Source organism: Psychrobacter sp. 1Y4 (assembly GCF_051847555.1).
The window spans coordinates 1-841 of the sequence record NZ_JBPYDE010000339.1 but is presented as its reverse complement, the minus strand read 5'-3'; the positions used below and the strand labels follow the sequence as shown (position 1 = coordinate 841).

Below are 841 nucleotides of genomic sequence, written 5' to 3'. Positions count from 1 at the left end.
TGGCGTGATATGGATTTTGCGCTGTTCTTCAACCGTGCCATCACGGCGACACAAGTAGCTGACATTGTATAATGTATCGTCTTCGTCTAATAAAGGCATAGAGCCTGTAATGACATTGACATTGTAACTGACGGCCAAATGCGAAATCTCATTTTTGAACCATTCGGTATAACCTGCCAAAAAGCGGATGGCGATATTTTGGTCGGTTTCTTCGCATAAACCCATTAATGGTGCGTTAAAGAACTCTGGCAAGCAGGCAAAGTCTGAGTTGTAATCAGCCATGATATCAACGAAAAACTCAACTTGTTGTAGTAGCTCTTCAGGTGACTCGACTTCGCGCATTTGCCACTGAATACCACCAATACGCACCTCAGATTTGCGTGTGTTGGGCTTATAGTCTTTTGGCTCATAGTAGATATTTGACCACTCAAGCAAGGTGGCAAACCCTTTAGATTGTTTGTCATCTGGTAGGTAGGCGGTCAAGATACGCTTGACGATGAACCCGTTTGACAACTGAAAAGACAATGCAGGGTCGTGAATTTCGCGGCTCTCAACAGCGTCAATATATTCGCCTGGACTCAAGTCTTGGTGGTTATGATAGTTAGGAATACGACCACCAGCCAAAATAGCGCGGTAGTTTAACTGACGGCATAGCTCTTTTCGGGCGTCGTAGAGACGACGACCGAGGCGATAGCCACGATATTCAGGATCAATCAATGCGTCTAGACCATAAATGGCGTCGCCTTCAGGATTGTCGCGGATAATTTCTTTTTGCCCAATCAAATCATCATAGGTATGCGGGTTGGAAAATTTGGCATAATCAACACGCATGGACAGTACA

The 841-nt window shown here is 44.9% G+C and carries 1 protein-coding gene; it reads right to left on the bottom strand.

What is annotated here, in order from left to right; all coding sequences use genetic code 11:
• Positions 1 to 841, bottom strand: an 841-nt coding sequence (locus ACS8FC_RS16190) for a nitrilase-related carbon-nitrogen hydrolase (protein ID WP_439297527.1), incomplete at both ends; no start/stop codon positions are given.